Annotated in this window: 24 protein-coding genes; 14 read left to right on the forward strand and 10 right to left on the reverse strand. The window is 62.9% G+C overall.

Features of this window, described 5'->3' with window-relative positions:
- Entirely contained in the window at nt 1–1,464 is a 1,464-nt protein-coding gene (locus NKJ57_RS21195) for a RimK family ATP-grasp domain-containing protein (RefSeq protein WP_352512321.1), read from the forward strand.
- Nucleotides 1,465–1,502: 38 nt separating this feature from the next.
- A complete protein-coding gene (locus NKJ57_RS21200; protein WP_352512320.1) occupies nt 1,503–1,775 on the forward strand; it encodes a DUF3303 domain-containing protein in 273 nt (90 codons plus the stop codon).
- A 13-nt stretch (nt 1,776–1,788) separates the two neighbouring features.
- Here the strand turns inward: NKJ57_RS21200 and NKJ57_RS21205 are convergent, their stop codons facing one another.
- Complete coding sequence (locus NKJ57_RS21205; protein ID WP_352512318.1) at nt 1,789–2,688, reverse strand: LysR substrate-binding domain-containing protein; 900 nt, start codon at nt 2,686–2,688, stop codon at nt 1,789–1,791.
- Nucleotides 2,689–2,773: 85 nt separating this feature from the next.
- On the opposite strand from NKJ57_RS21205, the gene NKJ57_RS21210 reads away from it, so the two are divergent.
- Entirely contained in the window at nt 2,774–3,691 is a 918-nt protein-coding gene (locus NKJ57_RS21210; RefSeq protein ID WP_352512316.1) for a fatty acid desaturase family protein, read from the forward strand.
- A 12-nt stretch (nt 3,692–3,703) separates the two neighbouring features.
- Here the strand turns inward: NKJ57_RS21210 and NKJ57_RS21215 are convergent, their stop codons facing one another.
- Nucleotides 3,704–4,870 carry an amidohydrolase gene (locus NKJ57_RS21215; RefSeq protein WP_352512314.1) on the reverse strand — a complete coding sequence of 389 codons (1,167 nt, stop codon included), beginning with the start codon at nt 4,868–4,870 and terminating at the stop codon, nt 3,704–3,706.
- 91 nt (nt 4,871–4,961) lie between these two features.
- Between NKJ57_RS21215 and NKJ57_RS21220 the strand changes: the two genes are divergently transcribed.
- Nucleotides 4,962–5,810, forward strand: coding sequence for an AraC family transcriptional regulator (locus tag NKJ57_RS21220; RefSeq protein ID WP_352512313.1), 849 nt, complete (start codon nt 4,962–4,964; stop codon nt 5,808–5,810).
- On the opposite strand, the gene NKJ57_RS21225 is transcribed toward NKJ57_RS21220, so the two are convergent.
- The 3 genes from NKJ57_RS21225 to ygfZ form a co-directional block, all read right to left on the reverse strand.
- Entirely contained in the window at nt 5,779–7,911 is a 2,133-nt protein-coding gene (locus tag NKJ57_RS21225) for a putative bifunctional diguanylate cyclase/phosphodiesterase (RefSeq protein WP_023738577.1), read from the reverse strand. The two genes, NKJ57_RS21220 and NKJ57_RS21225, sit on opposite strands and share 32 nt — an antisense overlap.
- A 67-nt stretch (nt 7,912–7,978) precedes the next feature.
- Nucleotides 7,979–8,617: an HD domain-containing protein gene (locus NKJ57_RS21230; protein ID WP_352512311.1), complete on the reverse strand. Its 639-nt coding sequence runs from the start codon at nt 8,615–8,617 to the stop codon at nt 7,979–7,981.
- Nucleotides 8,617–9,477, reverse strand: a complete 861-nt coding sequence (ygfZ, locus tag NKJ57_RS21235; protein ID WP_352512309.1) for a CAF17-like 4Fe-4S cluster assembly/insertion protein YgfZ — start codon at nt 9,475–9,477, stop codon at nt 8,617–8,619. The genes NKJ57_RS21230 and ygfZ overlap by 1 nt, the downstream gene beginning before the upstream one ends.
- Nucleotides 9,478–9,559: 82 nt before the next feature.
- On the opposite strand from ygfZ, the gene NKJ57_RS21240 reads away from it, so the two are divergent.
- The 3 genes from NKJ57_RS21240 to NKJ57_RS21250 all read left to right on the forward strand — a co-directional run bounded on the left by NKJ57_RS21240 (nt 9,560) and on the right by NKJ57_RS21250 (nt 11,970).
- The gene (locus NKJ57_RS21240) at nt 9,560–10,891 is read left to right on the forward strand and encodes a dihydroorotase (RefSeq protein ID WP_352512308.1); all 1,332 of its coding nucleotides are present in this window, start codon (nt 9,560–9,562) and stop codon (nt 10,889–10,891) included.
- Nucleotides 10,892–10,945: 54 nt separating this feature from the next.
- Nucleotides 10,946–11,173, forward strand: a complete 228-nt coding sequence (locus NKJ57_RS21245) for a hypothetical protein (RefSeq protein WP_027049982.1) — start codon at nt 10,946–10,948, stop codon at nt 11,171–11,173.
- Nucleotides 11,174–11,235: 62 nt separating this feature from the next.
- Nucleotides 11,236–11,970 (forward strand): nucleotidyl transferase AbiEii/AbiGii toxin family protein, encoded by a 735-nt coding sequence (locus tag NKJ57_RS21250; protein WP_352512406.1) that lies wholly within the window; start codon nt 11,236–11,238, stop codon nt 11,968–11,970.
- 21 nt (nt 11,971–11,991) lie between these two features.
- Here the strand turns inward: NKJ57_RS21250 and NKJ57_RS21255 are convergent, their stop codons facing one another.
- From NKJ57_RS21255 to NKJ57_RS21270, 4 genes are all read right to left on the reverse strand, one after another.
- Nucleotides 11,992–12,795 (reverse strand): hypothetical protein, encoded by an 804-nt coding sequence (locus NKJ57_RS21255; RefSeq protein WP_352512307.1) that lies wholly within the window; start codon nt 12,793–12,795, stop codon nt 11,992–11,994.
- A gap of 106 nt (nt 12,796–12,901) precedes the next feature.
- On the reverse strand, nt 12,902–13,159 hold the full coding sequence (locus NKJ57_RS21260) for a hypothetical protein (protein WP_023673564.1): 258 nt from the start codon (nt 13,157–13,159) through the stop codon (nt 12,902–12,904).
- Between the two features lie 328 nt (nt 13,160–13,487).
- A complete protein-coding gene (locus tag NKJ57_RS21265; protein ID WP_352512305.1) occupies nt 13,488–13,865 on the reverse strand; it encodes a TIGR02301 family protein in 378 nt (125 codons plus the stop codon).
- A 67-nt stretch (nt 13,866–13,932) separates the two neighbouring features.
- A complete protein-coding gene (locus NKJ57_RS21270; RefSeq protein ID WP_023698665.1) occupies nt 13,933–14,340 on the reverse strand; it encodes an NUDIX hydrolase in 408 nt (135 codons plus the stop codon).
- Nucleotides 14,341–14,464: 124 nt separating this feature from the next.
- On the opposite strand from NKJ57_RS21270, the gene NKJ57_RS21275 reads away from it, so the two are divergent.
- Nucleotides 14,465–15,223 carry an SOS response-associated peptidase gene (locus tag NKJ57_RS21275; RefSeq protein WP_352512303.1) on the forward strand — a complete coding sequence of 253 codons (759 nt, stop codon included), beginning with the start codon at nt 14,465–14,467 and terminating at the stop codon, nt 15,221–15,223.
- A 138-nt stretch (nt 15,224–15,361) separates the two neighbouring features.
- Here NKJ57_RS21275 and NKJ57_RS21280 read toward each other — a convergent pair whose 3' ends face one another.
- The gene (locus tag NKJ57_RS21280; RefSeq protein ID WP_023673568.1) at nt 15,362–15,517 is read right to left on the reverse strand and encodes a hypothetical protein; all 156 of its coding nucleotides are present in this window, start codon (nt 15,515–15,517) and stop codon (nt 15,362–15,364) included.
- Between the two features lie 390 nt (nt 15,518–15,907).
- On the opposite strand from NKJ57_RS21280, the gene cysS reads away from it, so the two are divergent.
- The 6 genes from cysS to pip all read left to right on the forward strand — a co-directional run bounded on the left by cysS (nt 15,908) and on the right by pip (nt 20,379).
- Nucleotides 15,908–17,341, forward strand: a complete 1,434-nt coding sequence (gene cysS / locus NKJ57_RS21285) for a cysteine--tRNA ligase (RefSeq protein ID WP_352512301.1) — start codon at nt 15,908–15,910, stop codon at nt 17,339–17,341.
- A gap of 283 nt (nt 17,342–17,624) precedes the next feature.
- Complete coding sequence (locus tag NKJ57_RS21290) at nt 17,625–18,029, forward strand: endonuclease domain-containing protein (protein WP_023832487.1); 405 nt, start codon at nt 17,625–17,627, stop codon at nt 18,027–18,029.
- On the forward strand, nt 18,026–18,412 hold the full coding sequence (locus NKJ57_RS21295; RefSeq protein ID WP_352512299.1) for a VOC family protein: 387 nt from the start codon (nt 18,026–18,028) through the stop codon (nt 18,410–18,412). Before NKJ57_RS21290 ends, NKJ57_RS21295 begins: the two co-directional genes overlap by 4 nt.
- 22 nt (nt 18,413–18,434) lie before the next feature.
- Nucleotides 18,435–18,941 (forward strand): GFA family protein, encoded by a 507-nt coding sequence (locus NKJ57_RS21300; RefSeq protein ID WP_023687308.1) that lies wholly within the window; start codon nt 18,435–18,437, stop codon nt 18,939–18,941.
- Nucleotides 18,938–19,414: a GFA family protein gene (locus NKJ57_RS21305; RefSeq protein WP_023687309.1), complete on the forward strand. Its 477-nt coding sequence runs from the start codon at nt 18,938–18,940 to the stop codon at nt 19,412–19,414. Before NKJ57_RS21300 ends, NKJ57_RS21305 begins: the two co-directional genes overlap by 4 nt.
- 8 nt (nt 19,415–19,422) lie before the next feature.
- A complete protein-coding gene (gene pip / locus NKJ57_RS21310; RefSeq protein WP_352512297.1) occupies nt 19,423–20,379 on the forward strand; it encodes a prolyl aminopeptidase in 957 nt (318 codons plus the stop codon).
- The last annotated feature ends 87 nt before the right edge of the window (nt 20,380–20,466 follow it).

A 20,466-nucleotide genomic window follows, 5' to 3' on the forward strand; every position in this document is an offset into this window, starting at 1 on the left:
ATGACCTGGGTCATCCTCACCGGCCGTCAGAACGATCTCGACCCGGCGGCGACGCCGCACAAGATCATCACCAACCGTGACTATCTTGCGCATCCGGCGCTGTTTCGCGGCCAGCAGCCGAAGGTTATCAACCTGTCGAACAATTACGCCTACCAGAGCCGCGGCTATTATGCCTCTCTGCTCGCCGGTTCGCGCGGCCACAAGGTCATCCCGACGGTCGAGACGATGATCGACCTGTCCGAGCGCAAGCTCTACGAGCACGCGCTGCCGGAACTGGAGCTGGCGCTCAACAAATGCCGCAAGGATCTCGGTGGCGTTTTCCCGCAAAAAATCTGCATCTTCTTCGGCATCGGACCGTCGAAGGTCTGGGACCGCTTCGCCAAGCTTTTGTTCGACTGGTTCCGCGCTCCGGCGCTTGAGGTTCACATCAAGGACAGCGCCGAATGGGCTTCGATCCGCAAGATCGGATTCCTGCCGCTGGCCAGGATGGCCGAGGAGGAAGAAGCCTTATTCGTGCAGGCGCTCGAGACGTACACCAACCGCGAGTGGCGCGACACCAAGGGCCGCACCCCGGCACGCTACACCTTCGCCACGCTGGTCGATCCGCATGAGGAACTGCCGCCGTCGGAGATTTCCTCGCTGCGTTACTGGGCCAAGATCGCCGAAAAGATGGGCGTCGAAATCGAGCCGATCACCAGGAAGGACTTGGCCAAGCTAGCCAATTACGACGCGCTGTTCATCCGCGAGACCACCTCGATCTCAAACCACACCTACCGCTTCGCGCGCCGCGCCCAGCAGGAAGGCATGCCGGTGATCGACGACCCGCTGTCGATGATCCGCTGCACCAACAAGGTCTATCTCAACGAACTGATGGCCTACAACAAGGTGCCGGTGCCGCCGACGGTGATGATAGCCGGCATCTCGGACCTCGAACTGGCGGCGCAGACGCTGGGCTTTCCGCTGGTGCTGAAGATCCCGGATTCATCGTTCTCGCGCGGCGTCAAGAAATGCGGCAACTTCGAAGAACTGAAGACGCTCGCCACCGAGTGGCTGGAGGATTCCGATCTTCTGATCGCGCAGAAATTCATCCCGACCGAATATGACTGGCGCGTCGGCGTGCTCGGCGGGCAGCCGCTGTTTGCCGTGCATTATTTGATGGCGAAAAAACACTGGCAGATCGTCAACCACAAGGCCAGCGGCAAGCCCGACCAGGGCGGCATCAAGACCTTCACGCTAAAAGAGACGCCGCCGCATGTCGTCGACACCGCGGTGAAGGCGGCGCGCTGCATCGGCGACGGGCTTTACGGCGTCGATCTCAAGGAAACCAAGGATGGCGTCTTCGTCATCGAGGTCAACGACAACCCGAACCTCGACCATGGCTGGGAGGATTCCGGCGAAAAGGACGAAGTCTGGGTGCGGCTGACGCAATGGTTCCTGGAGCGGCTGGACCGTCCCGGGCGTTAGTTTGCCGTCCCGGGCGGTAATTCAACCGAGGGGGAAAAATGCAGTTCATCGTCATCGAGGATTTCACCGGCTGCGACCGCAAGGAGATCTACCGCCGTTTCGGCGAGCGCGGCCGATTGAAGCCGGACGCGCTTGTCGTGCACCACTCCTGGATCGCGGCTGATATGAGCCGCTGCTTCCTTTTGGTCGAAGCCGATGACGTCACGCTGCTGCAGCGCTGGGTTATCGAATGGGCTGACCTGGTGGAGTTCGAGATCATTCCCGTGGCGACGAACAAGGACATGGTCGCCGCACTGGCCGGCCATCTCTGAGCAGCTCGGGCCATCAGCCGAGCACCGGCGAACCCACCGACCGCCGGCATTCCTCAATCAGCCAATTGCGAAACGCCGCCACCAGGTCGCGCCTTGCACTGCGTTCCGGGATCGTCAGGCAATAGGGCTGACGCAGCGCGATCGATAGGGCATTAGCCCGGACCAAACGGCCCAATTCCAGCGCCCCGGCGCAATAAATGCCTTGCGCCAGCGCCACGCCCAGCCCTGAAATGGCAAGGTCGAGCGCTGCCCGCGACGAGTTCGCCGACAGGCCGCGCTGCACTGTGCGGCCGGGCTCTATGCCCGCCGCCTCGAACCATGTGCGCCAAGACGGAAACGACGCGCCGGTCGGTCCCCAGTCGGTGTGAATCAGTGGCAGACCGGCGAGGCTGTCGGTTTTGGCGGTGAGTTCTGGCGCGCAGACGGGGTAGACGGCGTCCCTGACGATCTCCTCGCTCGGGTGTTCACGATAGTGCGGGCCGAAGGAAAGCCGGATGTCGATCAGTTCGCGGTCGAACGGCACCGGATCGTCATCGCCGCGCAGGGATATGTCGACGGCGCCGTGGCTGGCGACAAAGCCGGCGAGGCGTTCGGAAAGCCAGCCCATCGCCATGGACGGCGGCACCGATACGACAAGCCGCGGGCGGAAGGCATCGCTGCCACGCGCGATGCTGCCGATCTCCCGAAAAGCCAGGGTCAGCCGGGGCAGCATCTCGACGCCGGTTTCCGTCAGCACCACGCGGCGGTTGACGCGATGGAACACTTTTCGACCCATCTGCTCCTCGACGGTGCGAATGAGCTGGCTGACCGCAGCCGCCGCGATCGAGAGCTCATCCGCCGCTGCGGCGAAACTCCCCGAGCGCGCCGCCGCCCCGAAGGCTTGAAGTCCTCTCAGGGAAGGAAGCGCGGTCATGGGCTATCCGATAGTAAGGTAAGCTTATCTATGTCGCAGAAATCCTCGTTTTTCGAAAGCTTTCTTATTCGAGTAGCTTGGCGCCATGACCGTATCGGCCCAGTTTGAACCCAGAGACCATCGCGACGTCGTCGCGTCTCTGACCAATGAGCAGCGCAGCCGCCTGACCGGCAAGTCGGACGGGCCGGGTCTGGTCCAACTCGCCTTCCATCTCGGCGCGATTGTGGCTATCGGCGGGCTGATTGCGGCCAAGGTGCCGTACTGGCCGCTGTTGATGTTGCCGCAAGGCATTCTCATCGTCTTCCTGTTCACGTTGCTGCATGAGACGGTGCACAGGACGGCGTTCGAGACGCAGTGGCTCAACGATGCCGCCGCAAGGGTCTGCAGCCTGGCGATCGCGCTGCCCGCCGACTGGTTTCGCTATTTCCACTTCGCCCATCACCGTTTCACCCAGGATCCAGAGACCGATCCGGAACTCGCCTTCCCGAAACCGGAGACGAGGCGGCAATACATCGTCCACGTCTCGGGCCTGCCGGTGTGGTGGGGTCATTTGCAGACACTCTACGCCAACGCGACCGGCCGCTGCCACGACAGCTACGTGCCGCCGAAAGGCCTGCCCAAGGTGCGCACTGAAGCCCGCGCCATGATCGCTTTCTATGTCGTGGTCGCCGCGCTAGCCCTGTGGTTCGAGGCAAGTGTACTGCTCTATGTCTGGATCGTGCCGGCGCTGCTCGGCCAGCCCTTCCTCAGGCTCTATCTGCTGGCCGAGCATGGCCGCTGCCCGCTTGTCGCCAACATGCTGGAAAACACCCGCACCACGCTGACCAACTGGCTGGTGCGCAAAGTCGCCTGGAACATGCCGTATCACGCCGAGCACCACGCCTATCCCGGCGTGCCCTTCCATCAGCTGCCGGCCTTCCATCAGCTGATCGAGCGCCATCTCAAAGTCGTCGAACCGGGCTATGTCAGCTTCCACGAGAAATACGTCGAGACCTTGCGCTGAGGCGCTCGGCCGTCAGCGTAGCGTCTGCTCAACGAGCGTGACGAAATAGCGGAGCACGGTGGGGACGATGGCGTCGTTGAAGACATAGCGATCGCCGTGCAGCCCTTCGCCCGGTCTGACCGCTCCTGCGCCGACCCAGGCATAGCAGCCGCCGGCTTCGCGGACCATGTAGGCAAAATCCTCGCAGCCGAGGCTCGGGTTGGATGCGGTCTCGACCTGCTCGCGGCCGACAACCGCGGTTGCCGCCTGGACGGCCCGGTCAGTGGCAGCCGACGTGTTGACCAGTGGCGGGTAGCCTTTCTTGTAGGCGAGCTTGGCGGTGAGGGCATGCGCCGAGGCAATGCCTTGCGCGATGTCGCCGATCAGCCTTTCGCAATGGTCCGACAAAGTGGGCTCGAAGAAGCGGCAGGTTCCCTGCAGCCAGACCTTGCCCGGCACGATGTTGCCGACATTGCCGCCATGGATCTGGGTGATCGAAACGACCAGCGCCATTTGCGGGTCGACCGAACGGCTGACGATGCGCTGCACGGCTTGAACGAAGGCGCCGGCCGCGAGCACGGGATCGTCGCCTAGCTGCGGCATGGCGGCATGCGCGCCGGTCCCCTCAAAGTTCAGTTCGAAAGTGTCGACGGCCGCCATCATCGACCCGGCACGGGCCGCGATCTTTCCGAGCGGCAGCCCCGGCCAGTTGTGGACGGCGTAGACGGCTTCCACGGGGAAGCGCTCGAACAGTCCGTCCTCGATCATCCGCATGGCGCCGCCTTCATTTTCTTCCGCCGGCTGGAAGATGAAACAGACGGTGCCGTCGAAGGCTCTGTTGTCGGCGAGCAGCTTGGCGGCGCCGAGCAGCATCGCGATGTGCCCGTCGTGGCCGCAGGCATGCATCACGCCGTCTTTCTTCGACGCATATGGCAATCCTGTCTTCTCCAGCACGGGCAAGGCATCGAGTTCGGCCCGAAGCCCGATGGCGCGCACGCCTGGTCGTCCTCTGAGGACGCCAACCACGCCGGTGCCGCCTTTGCCTTCATGAACCTCGTCGAGCCCGAAGGTGCGCAGCTTGTCGGCGACGAAGCGCGCGGTGTCATACTCTTGGAAACCGAGTTCGGGGTTGGCGTGGATGTGATGCCGCCATTCCACCACCTGCGGGGTGAGGGCGGCGATGGGGTCGTTGTGCAGCATTGCGCTCTCCTTGCCGGCTATCGTAAATTCGGCCTTGTCGATGCCAGCACGTAAAGGATTTGCGCCGGCAGCGTCTTGAACAGGATTGACCGTGTCTGGAATTCAACAGCCTCAGGAGACGACGCAGTTCTGGCGTCATCCGCGCTTTCGCGATCTTGGCATGCTCAAGGCGCGCTTCACGCGGCATCGCTACCAGCTGCACACGCACCCGACCTATGTCGTCGCCCTGATCACGCAAGGGTGCGAGCGGGTCCGCATCGGCAACGAGACTGTCCTCGCGCCGTCGGGCACGGTTCTGCTCGTCAATCCGGAGATATGGCATGACGGCGAGGCGGGTGCCGACCAGGGTTGGGCTTACCGCACCTTCTATCCGTCGGCCTCGCTCATGGGTGCGATCGCGGACGAACTCGGGCAGGATCGCCCGCCGTTGTTTTCGCAAGCGATCGTCGATGATGCCGATCTCGTCCAGGCAGTAGGCGTCGCGCACTTGGCTTCGACATCGGGTGATGCCACGAGCGCCGAAACATCCATGCTGATCGCCTTGCGCAAGCTCGTCCTGCGCCATGGCGATTGGGGCGGCCGGCGGCGCGAGGCGGTCGAAAGCTTCGGATCGAAAAGCCGGCTCCGGGTCTATGAACAGGTCATCGAAGACCATCTGAACTCGGACCTCGATTTGCAGCGGCTCGCTGAAGCCGCAGGCGTGACGCGCTTTCAAGTTATCCGCGATTTCAGGAAAGTGCTGGGTCTCACCCCTGCTGCCTTCATCCGTGACCGCAGGCTGCGCCGTGCCGATCTGCTGATCCGGCAAGGTTCAGATCTCGCCGGTGCCGCCTTTGCGGCCGGCTTCTCCGACCAAAGCCATCTCTCGCGCACCTTCCGCGCCGCGCATGGAATGACGCCGGGGATGTTCAGGCGCGCCGGGACGCTGCCCTCGTCTTGAGAAGTCGAGCCATGTCGGCGGCCTTTGACGGCATGCCGATCAGAAAGCCCTGCGCCTCGACGCAGCCAGCCTTGCGCAATATGTCGAGCTGCGCTTCGGTCTCGACGCCTTCGGCGGTGACGGTGATGCCAAGTTCGGCACCAAGCCCGATGATCGTGCGCACGATCGCCGCCGTGTCCTTGTTGTCGATATCATGGATGAAGGAGCGGTCGATCTTGATCTTGTCGACGGGAAAACGCCTGAGATAGCCGAGCGACGAATAGCCGGTGCCGAAATCGTCGAGCGCGATGCGGATACCGAGTTCGCGCAGCTGCCTCAGCGTCTTCAGCACCGTCTCGCTCTCATCCATCAGCACGGTCTCGGTGATTTCCAGTTCGAGCCGGCTGGCCGGCACACCGGAAACGGCCAGCGCCGAAATCACGCTGCGGGCAAAGTCGGCGCTTCTGATCTGCACTGCCGAGACATTGACGGCGATGCGCATTCCAGGCGGCCAGCCGGCGGCCACGCTGCAGGCCTGTTTCAGCGCCCATTCGCCCAGCGGAACGATCAGCCCGCTGTCTTCGGCGGCTGCGATGAAATCGTCGGGCGCCACCAGGCCGCGCGTCGGTGAATTCCACCGCATCAACGCTTCGGCGCCGACGATCTTGCCCGACGCGATGTTGGTGATCGGCTGGAACTCCAGCACGAACTCCCGCCGCTTCAGTGCCGTCTCGAGATCGGTTTCGAGCGCCAGGCGCGCCCGCACCAAGGCATCCATGCCGGGCTCGAAAAAGCGGTAGACGTTGCGGCCTTCGCTCTTGCCGCTGTAAAGCGCCATGTCGGCGTTCTTCAAAAGCGTGTCGGCGTCCTTGCCGTCACCGGGATACAGCGCGATGCCAAGGCTGATGCCGACATGCATGTCGCGGCCCTTGTCGCGAAACGGCTGGCTGACGACAGCGACGATGCGTTTTGCCAGTTGTTCCGCATCGGTGGCGCCTTTGGGATTGAACTGCAGGATGGCGAACTCGTCGCCACCGAGGCGGGCGACCACATCGGTGTCGCTGCGCAGGCTGTGCCGCAACCGCTCCGCCACGCATTTCAGCAGCCAGTCACCGGCCGGGTGTCCCCAGGTGTCGTTGACGGCCTTGAAGCGATCGAGGTCGAGTGAGAAGATCGCCAACGGTGTATCGCCGGCCATCGCCTGGTCGAGCCGTTCGCGAAACATCGAGCGGTTGGGCAGGTCGGTCAGCGTGTCGTAATGGGCAAGGTGGCTCATGCGCTCTTCGGCGCGCCGGCGCTCGGTGATGTCTTCGAAGGTCGCCACCCAGCCGCCACCGGCAAGCGGCCGGCGCGCAACCAGCAGCGTTCGGCCATCGGCAAGGCTGCGGTCTGTCGAACGCTCCTCACCGGCCTGCAGGCTGGCTCTGGTGTTGGCGATCTCGCCGTCGATGTCCATCGACGGATAGATGCGCAGTCGCACCATCTGTTCGAGCAGGGCGCGCTGGCTCATGCCGAGCGGGAAGTCGTCAGGCGTGACCTTGTAGAGGTCGAGGAAGCGCTGGTTGCGCACGATCAGCGTGCCTTCGGCGTCGTACATCAACAGGCCTTGCGACATGTTGGCGAGCGCCGCATCGAAGCGGCGGTGCTGCTCCTTCAGTTCCTGCTCGGCCCGCCTTTGCTCCGTAATGTCCTCATAGATCGACACCCAGCCGCCTGAGGCCAGCGGCCGGTGCGTGATGGAAACGATGCGTCCGTCCGACAGTATTTCCTCGTAGGTCGAGGCTTGCGCGCGCTCGATATAGGGCTTGCGGATGGCATACAGGTCTTCGGCGCTCTGTGAGGCGACACCGATGTCGACGCTGTGCTTTAGAATGTCCAGGAACGCGATGCCGGGCCGCACGATCTTCGCGTCGAGGGAGAAGATGCTGATATAGTTGCCGTTGCAGATGATCATCCGCTCGTCGGCGTCGAACATGCACAGCCCGTGCGACATATTCTCGACGGCCGCCGAAAAGCGCTCGTTCTGGTGGCGCAGTTCGTCGGCGATCTGCCGTGGCGCGGCGACGCCTCCGGCTCCCCGTCTGCTGACGGGCGAACCACCCTTGACGTGCGCAACGGACATGAGGCGTGCCTGCTGACCGTGATCGAAACCCGGTACTGTGGTTACCGCTGGTTAATTTAGCGTATGTTCACTGCGCCGAATGCACGGCAACCGTTGCCTGGCGTTGCTTTTCAAGCGTTGCGTAGCGTTTGAGGAAGGCAGCTTGCGCGGAGGTCACCGAGTGCGGCGTAAAGTCGAAGCGGTCGGCATTGAAGCCGCGCGGCCGGCCGAAGAACTCGGTTGCTTCTGCGGTCGAGAAACCGGCAAGCAGCGTCGCCTCGTAATAGGCGGCGATCTGGTCGGCGCGCTTGATCTCCTTGCGCAAGCCGACGCCGAGTTCGGGCGGCAGCGAAAAGCGCTGATGGATGGCGCGCTGGAGACGCAGCTCACACTCCTTGTAGGAGCCGCCCATTACCGATTTGAACGGCGAGATCATGTCGCCGATGACATATTCCGGCGCGTCATGCAGCAGTGCTGCCAGCTGAGCGTTGGCGGAGGCGTCCGGCTGCAACTCGCTGAATAGCGCCTCGACCAGCAGCGAATGCTGCGCAACCGAAAAGGCGTGATCGCCGCGGGTCTGGCCGTTCCAGCGGGCGACGCGGGCAAGCCCGTGGGCGATGTCGGAGATTTCGATGTCGAGCGGCGAGGGGTCGAGCAGGTCGAGCCGCCGTCCCGACAGCATGCGCTGCCACGCGCGGGGTGGCGCTCCGACGCGATCGGCAGCCATCAGGCATCCTCCGCGCCGATGGCTTCCCTGGGAAAGCTGAACTTCGCCCAGGACGGGATGGCGAGCGAGACGGTGACATCACCGGCCAGTACCGGCTGGCCAGCGTCGAGCGCCGCCTTGACCCGGTCGATGCGGGCAATGGCGAGTCCGGCCGTGCCCGCGCTGGAACCGAGCGTGCCGACCGGCCGCCCCGCAACCGTCAGCTCCGAGCCCGGCGCGGGCAAGGCACGGTCGGCCGAAACGATCAGCACGCGCCGCCTGGCGGTGCCGCGATGCTGCATGCGCGAGACCACTTCCTGGCCGACATAGCAGCCTTTCTTGAAGCCGACGCCGCCGGTCTCGTCGAGCAGCACGTCGTGAGGGAAGGCATCGCCGAGCTGATAATCGGAACCGCTTTCGGCAATGCCGTTGGCGATGCGGAGCGTCTGCCATGCAGCCGGATCGCCACCTACGGATGCGCCGCCATAGGAACGGCTCACAACCACATCGCGGAAGCGGGCATCGGCAAGTGTCGTTGAATCAGAAGGTGAGGCGCTTGAATCATCGCCCCACGCAACCGTCACAAGCACTTGATCCTGCTTGGCGATCTCGGCCTTGGCGCGCAGCTTGTAAAGCATCAGCCGGCGCAGGAAGTCGTCTGCGACGTCGGCACGGCAATCCAGCCGGAATCCGTCCTCGCCGCTACGCGAGATCAGGAAATCAAACAGGATCTTGCCTTGCGGCGAAAGCAGCGCACCGGGTTTTGCCGCACCGGCGCCCAGCGTGTCGAGGTCGGTGGTGAGGATGTTCTGCAAAAAATGCTCGGCATCCGGGCCTGACACAGAAATGAGAGCGCGGTCTTTGAGCAGGGCAAAAGGCATGGGCGGCAAAGAACCTGATCTTGCAAAACGGTCGGCCTTTACGTAAGCCGACGATACTCCCCCCGCAAGAGACCGAACGCCCATGGCCACCACCTACGACCTCATCCTGACAGGCGGCACGGTGGTCAACCATGATGGCGAGGGCGCGCGCGATGTCGGCGTCAAGGGTGGTCGCATCGTCGCAATGGGCGATCTTCGCCAAGCTTCGGCCGGCGAAGCGATCGACTGTCGCGGGCTGCACGTCCTGCCCGGCGTCGTTGACAGCCAGGTGCATTTTCGCGAGCCGGGGCTGGAGCACAAGGAAGATCTCGAGAGTGGATCTCGCGCCGCTGTTCTGGGCGGGGTCACCGCCGTCTTCGAAATGCCCAACACCAATCCGCTGACCACCAGCGAGGCGGCGCTTGCCGACAAGGTGCGCCGCGCCACCAGCCGGATGCATTGCGACTTCGCCTTCTGGGTTGGCGGCACGCGCGAGAATGCCGATGATCTCGGTGAGCTCGAGCGGCTGCCGGGTGCTGCCGGGATAAAGGTGTTCATGGGCTCGTCCACCGGCGACCTGCTGGTCGAGGACGACGAGGGTGTCGCATCGATCCTGCGCAACACCCGCCGCCGTGCCGCCTTTCACTCGGAGGACGAGTTCCGGCTGCGCGAGCGCCTCGGCTTGCGCGTCGAGGGCGACCCGTCATCGCATCCCGTCTGGCGCGACGAGATCGCGGCGCTTCGCTGTACCGAGCGGCTGGTGCGCATCGCGCGCAACACCCGCGCCCGCATCCATGTGCTGCATATCTCCACTGCCGAGGAAATCATCTTCCTCCAACAGCACAAGGATGTCGCCACCTGCGAGGCGACGCCGCACCATTTGACACTCGCCGCCGACGACTATGCGCGGCTGGGCACGCTGATCCAGATGAATCCGCCGGTTCGCGCGGCCCGCCATCGCGACGGCGTCTGGCACGGCATTGCGCAAGGCATCATTGACGTGCTGGGCTCCGATCACGCCCCGCACACGCCGGCCGAGAAGGCAAAGCCCTATCCGGCCTCGCCGTCTGGCATGACCGGGGTGCAGACGCTGGTGCCGATCATGCTCGACCATGTCAATTCAGGCCGGCTGACCCTGCAGCGCTTCGTCGACCTCTCCAGCCACGGCCCGCAGCGCATCTTCGGCATGGCCAGGAAAGGCCGCATCGCCGCCGGCTACGATGCCGATTTCACCATTGTCGACCTCCAGCGGCGCGAGACCATCACCAATGCGCAAGCCGGCTCCAGGGCCGGCTGGACGCCCTATGACGGCAAGGAAGTCACCGGCTGGCCGATCGGCACCATCGTGCGCGGTCGTCGCGTGATGTGGGAAGGCGAGATCGTCACGCCCGGGCAGGGCAGGCCGGTAGAGTTTTCCGAGGCGCTGCCGGCTTAGCGGTTTCTTGCTGCGTTGGATTTTTTAAGCGCTATCCACTACGTTAAGGGCATTATGAACGCAGATATCGCGCCCATGATTGTCCCTGCGGAGTTTCCGGAGCTCCAGGCGCTCGCCTGGAACCGCGATGCGGCACGCCCGATTCCGGCCGAAGAGGCATTTGCGCTGTATGAGCGTAATTGGCGGTTTGTCGATCAAAAGCGTCTTACTGTGCGTGAGAAGATGCTTATCCAAAGTTTGGCAGACAAATTCGGTCACGGCGTGCTCTTGACCGCCGGCTGATTTCCCTCACCTGATCGTTCCTCGCAGCCGGAATATCAACAGGACACACCGCGAGCGTCATGATGGAATTCAAGAGGCCCGAGCACCAGATCATTGCCGAAGCGCTCGGGTTGATGGATCGCCATTTCCTGACCGCAAACCAGTGCTGGTTCGGCGGTGGCACTGCGATCGTTATGAAATTCGGGGAATATCGCCGCTCACTGGATGTGGACTTCCTGTGTGCCGACAGTGATGGCTATCGCGAATTGCGGACCTCCGCAGCCGAACGTGGGGTCAGAGCATTCTTTCCTGAGCCGGTCGAGGCTGTTCGGGACTTCCAGATCGATCAATATGGCTTGCGGACGATCGTGCGGTTGAAAGGCCAAACGATCAAGTTTGAAGTCATCCGCGAAGGCCGCATAAAACTGCGAGGCCATTTCGACGACGATCTGAATGTATCCGCCCTGGTCCCGGCGGATATGTTTGCCGAGAAGTTGCTGGCGAACGCGGATCGATGTCAGGACCGTGCAATTGCATATCGCGATGCCATCGATCTTGGAGTGCTGGTTGGCATCTATAAGGAAATCCCGAGCGACGCTGTTGGCAAGGCGAAGGCGGCCTATGGCGTGGATATCGAGCGCAAGGTGGCTTGGGTGGTAAACAGGCTGCGGGACAAGGAAGAATTGCGGCATGCCGCCGAGGTGCTGCAAATGGATCCCAACGCGGCGGTCGAAGCGATTTCGGCCCTTCGATGTGAAGGCGTCCGCATCTGGCCTGACACGGGTATTGCCCCGGAGCTTTCCAGCCCTGGTCAATAGCCGTAAGGGCGTTGCAGAAACTCAATCCCCGGCGACGAAGAATGTCCACTGTCCGGCCGGCGTGATGCCGACGCGGTAGAAGATGTAGGCGCCGAACTGCTTCATGTCGTCATAGTCGCCGGCGGTGACGATCTTGAACAGCTCGACCCGCTGCCTGGCGTTGAGCTTGTCCAGCGGCAGGGCGAAGAAATACGGCCAGACATAGAGTTCCTGCGGTGTGCCGACGTCTACATGGACATAGCCGGCATTGAGCACCTCTTCCAGGATAGCGAGGATTTCCTGACCTTCCTTGTCGCCCGATAGCCCTTTCAGGAACGCGATCGGGTCGCCCTCGATTTCGCCCAGCGACAATTGGGTCATGGTGTCGCCCTTGCCGATCAGCGGCCGCAGCTCCTCGATGTCGCCGCTGACGCAGGCCTCGACCATCAGATCACGCATGCGCCTGACGGGCTCCGGCAATTTGGAAAGGTCGTAGACGACTTCAGGCACCGGCCCTTCGGGATCGGCACTTGGGTTGGCTACGCCGCCATCGTTGGCGGGGGCTTCCGGTTGGCTTTGTCCGGGCTCCGTGGGCGATTTCGGCTGGCTGGCCGCCGGTGGCGCCGTGCCGGGCAGATCGGGCATTGGCACTGAATTTTCAGACGGCGCCGTCTCACCATTGGCTGGTGGCCCGGCAGGAGCTGGAAGCTCCTCGCGCTTGATCTCGCTCAGCGCGTAGGCAGGGTTGCTGGTCAGGACAAACGCCAGCGGAACCGCGGCGCAAGAGGCGGCAAGCCAGATGCTGAGGACCACGCCGCGAGGCCGGCCTGACATCGAAAAATTCACCGCTTGCCTCTCCTTGGGCCTAGGCTCTTCAGGCATGATGCCCAAACGACTCGCCGTCGTCAAAGAACCGGTAAGCTGGCAGTGCACCCTCTGAGACGCGCGACGCCTAGTGCCGAAACCGCTCCGGCTCGAAGGCGCCGGCGATCACCTTTTCACGCATGCGATCGAGCAGGGCAAGGGCCGAGGTTTCGCCATTGGCTCGCAGCATCTCGCCGAACGCGGTTTCAAGCGCTGCCTCGGCGATGATTTCAGGTTCTATGCCGGCCGACAGACCTTCCGCCCAGGCCTCGCTATGGCTTTCCACCGCGGTCAGGCGCTTTTCTTCCCTGACCAGCGCGTCGATGTCGTTGACGCCATGTTCCATTTGCGATGTCCACCTTTTCAAGCGGCGGTCCGACGGGTCGGATCCGGCTTGGGCTGCCCCTATCTCACGCAGGCTTAGTAAGTATCTGTAAATACGACATTTTTTTGATCGTCTTTACAAACTTCGTCGCCTGCGTTCGGTCCGATTCAAACTTAGCCGATTAGACCGGTGAGCGGGATGAAAACCTTCAGTTTGAGTTAATTCCGCATTCGCGCGCTAACGTTTCGTTAATACTGTTGCGCAAGTGCAACACCAAGATTGCATCAACGTGCCGTGGATACAAGGCGGGTGCTCGAAAAGGCGTTGGCTAAACGCCGTCTGCCGCTCATCAGTTGCCGTAACGCGAGGCGATGTCGCGCGACAGCGTCTCGCCTTCCTTCATGTAGCGGCTGATGGCTTCGGTCGCTGACGGCGTGCATTGGGTATAGGTGCCGCCGAAGGAACGGTAACCGCGGTTGAAGCTGGCGATGAAGCGGGCACGCCGCTCCGGATCGGGATTTTCCGAATCGATCAGCTTTTCCATCTCGGTGCGCCACTGGTCGCCCTTTTCGCCGCACAGATTGCGCAGGAAATGCAGCGACCCCAGCACCTCGGCCAGTCGCATCAGCCGGGGCTCGAACGGCGACTCGGCGGCCAGCCCCGGCTGCACGGCAAAAGCCGCGGCGGTGGCGATGCATGCGGCAAGGAACAGCGAGGTGCGGGTCATAAGTCTATCTGACGAAACATTTTGTCGCCTGCAAGGCGATTCTCGGAGCGGCAGATATGGGCCTGCTTCAGGCCAAAAGCTCTTCAGCCACCTCCATGACGTCACCCGCGAGCGGCAGCGTCGCCATTTCATCAAGACTATAGAAGGCGGCGGTCTCGGCATCGTCGCTGGCCGTCGCTTCGCCGCCGGCATAAACGGCGCCGAACACGGTCAGCAGATAGTCGACCGGGTGATTCTCGCCGCTGCCGTCGATGTGGATGTCGCGAAGCGGACGATAGTCCTGCGCCCGCAGCCCGGTTTCCTCCAGCAATTCGCGCACTGCTGCTTCTTGCAGCGTCTCGCCGGGCTCGACCTTGCCGCCGGGAAAGGCATAAAGCCCCTGCGACGGCGGCCGCGCCCGCTTGACCAGCAGCACCGTCCTGCCGCGCACGACGGCGACCGAGACTGCGGGAAGTGTCTTGCGCTGCTCGTTCATCGATATCGATTCGCTTATGTGAGGCCACACCCTGTGGACCGGCTGGCAGCGAGCAGCTTTAGCGGTTGCGCAGCGCCGGTTCCATCGCCACGTTCGCGATCGGATCAATTCATCGAGCTTGCCAATGTGCGGACGCTTTGCCCTGACGGCCACGCCGGACCAGACCGCCGCCTTGCTCGGCCTGGCGGAGCTGGACGATTTTCCGGCCCGCTACAACATCGCGCCGACGCAGCCGGTGCTAATGGCGCTGTCGGGGCCGCCGCGCATGCCGGGCTCGAATTTCCCGGATCGCCAGGCGATGCTGGTACGCTGGGGGCTGATCCCAACCTGGGTCAAGGACACCAGGGAATTTCCGCTGCTCATCAACGCGCGTTCGGAAGGCGCTATTGAAAAAGCCTCGTTCAAATCCGCCATGCGCCATCGCCGTGCCTTGGTGCCGGCCTCCGGCTTCTATGAGTGGCAGCAATCCGGCAGCGGCAAGAAGGGCCAGCCCTACTGGATACGGCCGAGGCATGGCGGGTTGATCGCCTTTGCCGGGCTGATTGAAACCTATGCCGAGCCGGGCGGTTCGGAAATGGACACCGGCGCCATTCTTACCATCAACGCCAATGCCGGCATCGCCCATATCCATGACCGGATGCCGGTGGTGATCGCGCCTGAAGATTTTGCCCGCTGGCTGGACTGCCGCACGCTCGAACCGCGCGATGTGGCCGACCTGCTCAAACCCGCGCTGCCCGATTTCTTCGAGGCAATTCCGGTCTCCGACCTCGTCAACAAGGTCGCCAACACCGGGCCGGAGATACAGGACATGGGCATCGTCGAGCCCGACAAGGTCAGGCGCCAGAAGCCCGGCGCGGACGACAGTCAGATGACGCTGTTTTAGAGCGCGCTCCCAAGAAGCCAGGTCCGGTCTTCGGGAAGAACCTGCTCAATAGGAAGAGCTGTTGTTTTCAGGCGCGCTATGAGCGCCTCAGCCTTCCGTTCCGGCGCACGCCTTGTCGGCGGCCGGCACGATGCCTGTTCAGGCAGCGCGGGGCGAAGTGATTTTCGGCGCCGGCTTTTTATTCTTCGCGGTGTGCAGAAGGGCGGCGACGATCGCGGCCGGGCCGATCGCACGGTAGTGGTTGGCGAGCGCCGGTTGCTTGGCGCGGCTCGATTCCTGCTTGGTTCGTGACATCGATCTCTTCCCTGGTAACATTTCCGTGTCTGCGTTTGCCGGCCGAATCTGACCGAATCGTGACCTATGGTGGACTAGCCGGCGAATGTTTCATGACTGTGCCGACATGTTTAATAAAATGTTTCAGCGGCTCCTGACCTATGATCCAGCGACGCTTTTGCCGGAAGTTGCGACTTGACGGCAACACCGGCCAAGGCGATAAAGCCGCCGATGAAAACGTTTTTCGCCATTTGTGGCATTTGCATTATTGGCTAGCTTCGCGCTGGTCCGGACGTTTTCGCCTCATCTTTCCCCAGAGTGGACAAACGCCCCGGCCAGCAGGCTGGAGCCGATTTGTGCCTTGGCACAGGTTAGACTCCATCCAGAACTTAACGGGCCGGAAGGGCACGCATGTCTGACGCATCGAAGGGTCTCAGCCTCTACAACACGCTAACGCGGACGAAGGACGTGTTCGTCCCGATCGACCCGTCAAATGTGCGCATTTATGTCTGCGGTCCGACCGTCTACGACTTTGCCCATATCGGCAATGCGCGTCCGGCGATCGTCTTCGACGTGCTGTTCCGTTTGCTGCGTCACCTCTACGGCGAGGCTGGTGTCACGTATGTGCGCAACATCACAGATGTCGACGACAAGATTAACGCCCGCGCGCTGCGCGATTTCGGCGCCGAGATCGCGTCGGGAAACCTGACGCTCAACGAGGCGATCCGCCGCGTCACCGAAAAAACCGCCGACCAGTACCACAAGGATGTCGCCGCACTCGGCTGCTTGCCGCCGACGGTCGAGCCACGCGCCACCGAGTTCGTCGCGCGCCGCGCCGACGGCAAGGTTGACATGATCACCCTCATCGAACGTTTGATCGAACGCGGCCACGCCTATGTCGCCGCCGGCGAAGTGCTGTTCGACACCGCCTCGATGCCGGATTATGGCGAGCTGTCGAAGCGCAATCTCGACGAACAGCAGGCCGGTGCGCGAATTGCCGTCGACGCTCACAAGAGGAGCCCGGGGGATTTCGTGCTGTGGAAATTGTCGTCACCGGAGGAGCCCGGCTGGGACAGCCCATGGGGCAGGGGCCGGCCCGGTTGGCATATCGAGTGCTCGGCCATGTCGGCCGCCTATCTCGGCGACGTCTTCGACATCCATGGCGGCGGCCTCGACCTGATCTTCCCGCACCATGAGAACGAGATCGCCCAGTCGCGTTGCGCCCACGGCACCGACGTCATGGCCAATGTCTGGATGCACAACGGCTTCCTGCAGGTCGAGGGCCAGAAAATGTCGAAGAGCGTCGGCAGTTTCTACGCCATCGCCGAACTGCTGGAAACCGACACTTTCGGCGGCCGCAAATGGCCGGGCGAGGTGCTGCGGCTGGCGATGCTGATGACGCATTACCGCGAGCCGATCGACTTCTCCGTGCGCAAGCTGGAGGAAGCCGAGAACACGCTGCGCAAATGGAAACGCGCGGCTGACCTGGCGCCGTCGGCAGGGCAAGTCCCGGCGGAGATTGTGGCGGCACTGTCGGACGACCTCGCCACCTACGCCGCCTTCCAGCAACTCACGCAGCTTGCCGGTGAGGCCGCGGAGGGCAACGAAGCGGCCGCATCGTTGAAGGCATCGCTGTTGTTCCTCGGCTTCGATATCGGCGCGGCCGCCGTGGATGAGGACAGCGTTGCCAAGTCGATCGCGCAGCGCCTGGAGTTCATCGCCGCCAAAAACTGGGCCGAAGCTGACCGCATCCGCGACGAGCTTCTGGAGCAAGGCGTGCAGCTGAAAGACGGCAAAGATCCTGTTACCAACGAACGCGTGACGACGTGGGAGGTGAAGCGGTGAGGGTGGCGCTAGGCAGCGTTGTAAGATTGGCGAAGGCGGCAGCGACAGCCAATCTCCCCCCTTGCGGGGGAGATGTCCGCCAGGACAGAGGGGGGTGTGAAGGAACGCCAGCGTTCCTTCTTGCCCACTTTCATTTAGGTCACTTTCTGAGAACGCAATGGCTGCCGGTTGAGACGCTGGCGGGACAGCACCCCCCTCTGTCCTGCCGGACATCTCCCCCGCAAGGGGGGAGATTGGCCCTCGCCTCGGTTTTCGCTAATCGCCAGCGCGGAGTGGCCTGAGCATGGGTCACGACCTCGTTCCATCGCGTCAGCGCAAGAATGCAAAGTCCATGCGTCGCGTCATGACCGATGCCGAGCTGAAACTGTGGAATGAGTTGCGGGCTCACCGGCTGATGGGGATGAGCTTTCGCCGACAGGTACCGATTGGGCCCTACATTGTCGACTTCGCCTGTTCGGCCCACCACCTCGTAGTCGAGGTTGATGGCAGTCAGCATGCCGACGTAGAAGATGCAGAACGCGACAAGGCACGCAGCGCTCAATTGAGTGCCAGTGGCTGGACCATCCTGCGCTTCTGGAACGACGACGTCATCCGCGATATCGACAATGTCTGCCAGCACATCGTGATCGAGGCCGGCTTGGCCGGCGCCGACGTGCCGGCGCCAGCAAGGGAGGAGCTTGTTTCATGATCGACCATCTCGGCATCAATGTCGCCGATTTTGGCGCGTCGAAAGCCTTTTATGACCAGGCGATGGCGCCGCTTGGCGCCTCGCTGATCTACATTGTGCCACTGGAATATACCGGCGGCGCCAAGGTCGGTGGCTATGGCCGCGACCGGCCGGTGTTCTGGCTGCAGGCCAGCGATGACAAGCCGAGGACCCATCAGCACGTCGCCTTCACCGCGCGCAGCCGCGCCGAGGTCGACGCCTTCCATGCCGCGGCGCTCGCCGCCGGCGGCAAGGACAATGGCGGGCCGGGGCTGCGCCCGCATTATCACCCGGACTATTACGGCGCCTTCGTCTTGGATCCCGACGGCAACAATGTCGAGGCCGTCTGCCATGCGCCCGAATGACTATGAAACGGAGTGAGACGCCATGAGCCTCGACAACCGGCCGATCTACACCGGTGGCTGCCAGTGCGGCGCGGTGCGCTTTCGCGTCGAGGGTGCGCTGGGTGACGCCTCGATCTGCCATTGCCGCATGTGCCAGAAGGCGTTCGGCTCATTTTACGCGCCCCTGGTCTCGGTGCGTGGCGCCAAACTCGACTGGACGCGCGGCGAACCGAAATATTTCGCCTCGTCCAGCCATGTCGATCGTGGCTTTTGCGCCAATTGCGGCACGCCGCTGACCTTTACCGCGCCCGACGGCATCGGCCTCGCCATCGGCGCCTTCGACAATCCGGCTGATATCGTGCCGCTGATCCAGTGGGGCACGGAGGCAAAACTTCCCTATGTCGATACCATCCCGCAATTGCCGGGCGAGGACACTATGGCCGACATGTCGTCGGCGCCTTATCTCGCCGAGCTCGTCTCCTACCAGCATCCCGACCATGACACCGAACAATGGGACACCGAACACCGGCCGCCAGAGGGAAAATCATGACCGATGAAGTTCGAACCGGCGGCTGCCAGTGCGGTGCCGTGCGTTTCCGCATCAAGGGCAAGCTCGGCCGGGCGTCCATCTGCCATTGCCGCATGTGCCAGAAACAGTTCGGTTCGTTTTTCGGCGCGCTGGTGACAGTGCCCAAGGATGGCGTCGAATGGATGCGCGAAGAGCCCACCTATTTCCAGTCGTCGGTCAACATCGATCGCGGCTTCTGTGCCCGCTGCGGTACACCGCTGACCTATCGCCAACCTGGCGCACTGGAGATCGCCATCGGCGCCTTCGACGACCGCTCCGATCTGGCGCCGCAGATCCAGGTCAACTACGCGGTCCGATTGCCTTGGGTGGAAACGATCTTTGACCAGCCCATGCATCAGGATCCGGATTTCTACTCCCGCCAGGAGCAGATCATCTCCTTCCAGCATCCCGACCACGAAACCACGGACTGGCCCGCGCACGGCCTGAAGATATGAGCAATGAAATGAACAGTGAACTTCGTACTCTTTATCCAGAGATCGAGGCGTTCGAGTCCGGCATGCTCGATGTCGGCGACGGCCATCATATCTACTGGGAGCGCTCCGGAACCAGGGGCGCCAAGCCGGCCGTTTTCCTGCATGGCGGTCCCGGCGGCGGCTTCTCGCCAAAACATCGGCAATTGTTCGACCCGAAGCTTTACGACGTCATCCTGTTCGACCAGCGCGGCTGCGGGAGATCGACACCCAACGCCTCGCTCGAGGCCAACACCACCTGGCACCTGGTTGCCGACATCGAGCGGCTGCGTGAGATGTGCGGCTTCGAAAAATGGCTGGTGTTCGGCGGCTCGTGGGGCTCGACGCTGGCGCTGGCCTATGCCGAGACGCATCCTAATCGCGTCAGCGAGCTTGTCGTGCGCGGCATCTACACGCTGACCCGCGCCGAACTCGAATGGTACTATCAGTTCGGCGTCTCCGAGATGTTCCCCGACAAATGGGAGCGTTTCCTGGCGCCAATTCCTGAAGCCGAGCGCGGCGACATGATGGCCGCTTACCGCAGGCGGTTGGTCGGCGCCGATGGCAAGGCGCAGCTGGAAGCCGCCCTTGCCTGGAGCCTGTGGGAAGGTGAGACGATCACGCTGCTACCGGAGCCGGAGACCAGCGACAAGTTCGGCGAGGACGACTTCGCCATCGCCTTTGCCCGCATCGAGAACCACTATTTCGTCCACGCCGGCTGGCTGGAGGAGGGGCAGCTTCTGCACGATGCCCATAAGCTCGCGGATATTCCCGGCACAATCGTCCACGGCCGCTACGACATGCCGTGCCCGGCGCGCTATGCCTGGGCCCTGCACAAGGCCTGGCCGAAGGCGGATTTCCACCTCATCGAAGGTGCCGGCCATTCCTATTCGGAGCCGGGGATTCTGGATCGGCTGATACGCGCGACGGATGGGTTTGCGGGGAAATGACAGCGCGTGGCACCCCCCTCTGTCCTGCCGGACATCTCCCCCTCAAGGGGGGAGATTGGCTGTCATCGGCGCTTTCGCAAATCTTCA

Origin of the sequence: Mesorhizobium sp. M0077 (assembly GCF_040322955.1) — a bacterium.
Classification (GTDB): Bacteria; Pseudomonadota; Alphaproteobacteria; order Rhizobiales; family Rhizobiaceae; genus Mesorhizobium.